Source organism: Frankia sp. CoBUL1 (genome assembly GCF_978021245.1).
This window is the reverse complement of record NZ_CDXDOS010000252.1, coordinates 1-4,817: the sequence shown is the minus strand read 5'-3', so window position 1 is coordinate 4,817 and position 4,817 is coordinate 1. Positions and strand designations below refer to the sequence as shown.

Annotated in this window: 3 protein-coding genes; 1 reads left to right on the top strand and 2 read right to left on the bottom strand. The window is 71.1% G+C overall.

Features of this window, described 5'->3' with window-relative positions; all coding sequences use genetic code 11:
- Nucleotides 1-188: 188 nt before the first annotated feature.
- Nucleotides 189-1,007: a hypothetical protein gene (locus AC08OX_RS14980; RefSeq protein ID WP_476608378.1), complete on the bottom strand. Its 819-nt coding sequence runs from the start codon at nucleotides 1,005-1,007 to the stop codon at nucleotides 189-191.
- 553 nt (nucleotides 1,008-1,560) lie between these two features.
- On the opposite strand from AC08OX_RS14980, the gene AC08OX_RS14975 reads away from it, so the two are divergent.
- Entirely contained in the window at nucleotides 1,561-2,256 is a 696-nt protein-coding gene (locus AC08OX_RS14975) for a response regulator (protein ID WP_476608377.1), read from the top strand.
- A gap of 66 nt (nucleotides 2,257-2,322) precedes the next feature.
- On the opposite strand, the gene AC08OX_RS14970 is transcribed toward AC08OX_RS14975, so the two are convergent.
- Nucleotides 2,323-4,062 (bottom strand): GAF domain-containing sensor histidine kinase, encoded by a 1,740-nt coding sequence (locus AC08OX_RS14970; RefSeq protein ID WP_476608376.1) that lies wholly within the window; start codon nucleotides 4,060-4,062, stop codon nucleotides 2,323-2,325.
- Nucleotides 4,063-4,817: the final 755 nt, after the last annotated feature.

The window sequence follows — 4,817 nt, the reverse complement described above, 5'->3', positions numbered from 1 at the left end:
ACGGTTACCGGGAAAGGCTCACTGAGCGATCCCGGCCTTCCGCGGCCTGACCGTCGCGGCATCCCGCCGGCACCTGCCGGACGTGGACGCCGCGACGGCGACCGTCACGACCGTCGAGTAGTCCCGAAGCCGCGAAGGTCCGCCCGGCGGTCAGGCACTCCGGCGGTCAGGACTCCAGCGGTCCGGCATCAGGACGCCGACGACCCGCCGACGATGGAGTCGGGGGTGGTGGAGTCGGCAGCCTCGGCCGCGACGGCGGCGTCGCAGCCGCCCGTGTCGGCCGCGGATGCCACGGCCACGGCTTTCCCGGCAGGAACACGACGTCGCAACAGACCGCGCCGGGCTCGCGGACGGCCTGCGTCGGCCGACCTCCGGCCGGGCCGCTTCCGGCTACCCGTCACGACCGGCGCGTCCTCGTCCTCGGCCTCCGCCTCCGCTGCGGGCCTGACGGGCTGTTCCCCGGTTGTCGAGGCGACCTGCGCGGGCTGCAAGTCCACGGCCAGCTGCGAGTCCACGGCGGTCGAGAAGGCGGCCTCGACAGCCTCACCGGCCTCGACAGCCTCACCGGCCTCGACAGCCTCACCGGTCGCCTCGGGCAGGTCGGCCGGAGCGGTATCCTCCGCCTCCTCCGCGACCCACACGTCGAGAGCAACCGTCCGCCAGTCCTCGAAGACCTCCTGAACGGCGAAGTCCGCGGCGAGCAGGGCGTCACGGTAGCGAACGAGCTGCTCGTACGACAGGGTCGGATCCGGCTGCGGTCCCGTCACCACGGGGACCTCGGAGGCCGTCGCGGTGGCGCCCGCGACAACGGCCGCGACGACGGCCGTGGTCACCCGACAGGTAACGGACCCGGCGGAGTCGATCGTCTCCGTCAGCGTCCAGGAACGGCTGGCCGCCGCGGCGAGCCGCGGATCCGTGAACGCCTCGCCGCCGGCCTGCTCCGTCAGAAGCGTCGCGATCCTCGCCGCGACCGTGGTGGTCGCCACGTCGCCCCTACCCCATCGCACGACCGCACGTCCTTTCCTTCGATCTCTGTCTGCCGCTGTGCCGAAGACGCCCATGATCGGCCGACCCCGGAGAATGGCGCCGGCACCTGAGGGCGAGAACTGCATCTTGACGGACGGATCGGATGCGCTACGCAGCGGGGTGCTTTTTGCCACATGGCGGACATACGATACAAACACTGGACGGCCCCGATCGAGGTTCCCCTGCTACGACCAACGGGCCGCAGCGCCGCGCCGGGGAGCAGACGAAACCTCCGGGCTCGCGGACGACTCTGCATCCGCCGTCGGCACGCCAATCGCGACCTAGCGTAATCACATCATGAAGTCGCTCGATTACACCTCGCCGGACTTCGGCGGGCGCCACACCCGGACCTACCCTTTTCAGATGAGGCCGGAACCGGCGTTCACGGGTTCGCCGAATGGCATCCGCCGAGACGCACGACACCGCTTCCGTGCGGTCGCGATCACCGCCTCCAACAGCGAGCGTTATATTCTTCTTGCTGCAGGTGACAACAGCGACGGTCTTCTACGGCGTCAGGGTCGGGCGGAGTCAACGGTGTCAGACGAACTGGCGGACGGTTCCGGAGTCGGTGACGTACCGGGGCCTGCGTCGATCACCGGAACCATCCGGGTGTTTCTTCTCGACGACCACGAGGTGGTGCGTCGCGGGCTGCGGGATCTCCTCACCGACGAACCCGATGTGGAGGTGGTCGGGGAGGCCGGGCGGGCCGATGAGGCGGTCGCCCGGATCCTGGCTCTCCAGCCCCACGTCGCGGTGCTGGACGCACGCCTGGAGGACGGCAGCGGTATCGAGGTCTGCCGGCAGGTCCGGTCGAGCGATCCACGGATCGCCTGCCTCATCCTGACCTCGTTCGACGACGAGGAGGCGCTCTTCACAGCGATCATGGCGGGCGCGGCCGGCTACGTTCTCAAGCAGATCCGGGGAACCGCCCTCGTGGACGCGGTGCGCCAGGTGGCGGCGGGCAAGTCCCTGCTCGATCCCGCGGTGACGCCCCGGGTCCTGGTGCGGCTGCGGGAGGGACCGGCCGAGGACGAACGGCTCTCCGGGCTCACCGACCAGGAGCGGCGCATCCTCCGGCTGATCGCGGAGGGGCTCACCAACCGCCAGATCGCCAGCCGGATGTTCCTCGCCGAGAAGACCGTGAAGAACTACGTCTCCAGCATGCTGTCCAAGCTCGGGCTGGAGAGCCGGACCCAGGCCGCGGTGTTCGCCACCAGGCTGAACCCCTGAACCCCTGAACCCCTGAGGCTCTTGAGGCTCTTGAGGCCCGGGGTTCCCGCAGCCCCGCCGCACCCGCTAACCGAGGACGCCCCGTCCCTCGCCGGAGTGCACGCGAAGCTCGGGCAACGGCGCGATCACTGGAACCTGCCAGGTCATGGTGGTGCCGACGCCGCCCGCTCCCGGGCCGAACTCCATCCGGCCGCCGAGGTCGAGCGCACGGTGCCGCAGGTTGGCCAGCCCGCTGCTGCGCGAGGCCTTGCCAGGGCCGCGGCCGTCGTCGCGCACCTCGACCAGGAGGTCGGCGTCGGTGACCCGCAGCAACACGTGGATCCGGGAGGCCCGCGCGTGGCGGGCGATGTTGGACAACGCCTCGCGCAGCGCCGCGAGCATGTGCGGGCGGATGGCCGCGGGGACCCCGCGGTCGATCGGTCCGTCCAGCCGGACCGTCGGGGTGATCCCCAGGGCCCGTTCGGCCTGGGCGATGACCGCTTGGATCTCGGCGCGCAGATCGGTCTCCTCAGCAGCGTTGGAGGTCAACGAGAAGATCGTCTGACGGATGTCGGAGATGGTCTGGTCAAGCTCGCCGGCGGCGGCGTCCAGCCGCTCGGCCGCCCGGCTGTCCACGGCCCGGGCGAGGCTCTGCAGGTGCAGACCGGTGGCGAACAACCGCTGGATCACGACATCGTGCAGGTCCCGAGCGATGCGGTCCCGTTCCTCGAAGACAGCCAGACGCTCCCGGTCGCGGTGCACCCGGGCCAGTTCGAGGGTGAGCGCGGCCTGCCCGGCGAAAGCCGCGGCCATCTCCAGGTCCAGACCACCGAAGGAGGCCGAACGCCCACCCGAGCCGAGGACAAGGATGCCCAGCGCCCGGCCACCCGCCATCAGCGGCACCACCATGCCGACCTTCACCGGGAGGTCGGCATGGTCCGCGCCGAACAGCGGACCGCCCGGGGAGTCGACGGGCACGAGCACGGCCCGGCCGGTGCGCATGGCCTCGTTCAGGCGGCGGTTGTCGGCGAAGACCCTGCCCCGCAGGTCGTCGTCCCCCTCCCCGTCGACAACCCCGACCACCAGGCCGACCTCGTCGGGGACGAGGATCGCGGCGAGCCGGGCCGCAGTCGCCTGACGGGCCCGCCGGGCCACGAGGTCGAGCGCCTTCTCGGGCTCCGCAACCGACAGCAGCGCGGTCGTGATCTCCGCGCTGGCCGAGAGCCAGGCCTGCCGGCGCCTGGTCTCCTCGTACAGCCGCGCGTTCTCGATCGCGAAACCGACCGCGGCCGCCAACGCGCACGCCAGGTCCTCGTCCTCCTGGGTGAACTCGCCGCCGCCGCGCTTCGCGCCGAGGAACAGCGTTCCGAACGCCGCGCCCCGCACCATGATCGGGACGTTGAGGAAGGTGTCGAACCGCGGGTGCCCGCTGGGAAACCCGATCGCGACGGGATGATGGGCGACGTCGGCCACCCGCAACGGCCGCGGGTGGCGCAGACTCTCCCCGATCAGGCCGCGCCCCTCGGGAAGCCTGCCGATCATGGTGGGCACCTCGTCAGGGAAGCCCACGTGGATAAGCTCCGAGATCTCCCCGTCGTCGCCGATCACCCCGAGGGCGCCGTACTTGGCCCCCACGAGCTGGCAGGCGGCCTGCGCGATCCGGCGCAGGGTGACCGGCAGGCTCAGTTCCCGGGCCACGTCGACGACCGCGTCGAGTAGGCCACGCATCCGGGTCTGCACGGACGCCACTTCGTTCACCTGCTCGGAGAGCTGGATCAGAAGCTGTTCGAGCCGCGCGCGATCGACATCGGGGACGGGTCCGCTCATCGGCCCAGGCCCTGGTCCAGGGCAATGACCGAACCTTCGTCCGGGTATCGACGGAATTCGACGAAAACCACCGCGCGTGGCACCTCATTTCCGGTCCCTCGCTCCAGCAGGGTGACGCGGGCGCCTGCCCAGGCGGAAGGATTGCCTGCCATGCAGGATATCCGGCAAACACCCACTCCGTGGAGCAGCGGGCGGAACGCCATGACGGGCACCGGCCGGGTCTCGGGAGGCCATAACGCGCCGGGCTACCTCCAACGTAGAGTGTCGTTCATGGCAGTGCCCCACCTCTTCCTGCACCGCGACCGTGTGACGGATCTGAGCCGGGTCGTCAGCGCGGCGTGTACCGGGCGGGCCTGAGCCAGCGTCATCCTCCCGCGGCGCCACCGGCGGCGCCGGTGGCTCGTCGCCTGCCGTCCCTGGCTGGCTGATCGGCTGGTCCAGCTGGCAGTTCCGTCGCCCCGCCCCGACGATCCGTCGGCCGCGCGACGCCACGCTCAGCCCGTTCGCACCGTGATCTCCACCGCTCCGCGCCGTCGCGCTCCGTGCCTGCGTCGCGGCGGGCCAACGCCGGCAGGACATCACCATCGTGCTCATTCGACGCGGTGACCTGGCGCCTCAGTCTCGCGCGCGGCACCGCTTCTCCCCGCCCGGCCGTGTCCGGCAGTGTGCCGGCGAACGCCACCGGCACCACCCGCGTCCCGGCATCACCCGCGCCTTGGGAGTGACCCGTGCCCCTCCTCCACCCGGTCCTCATC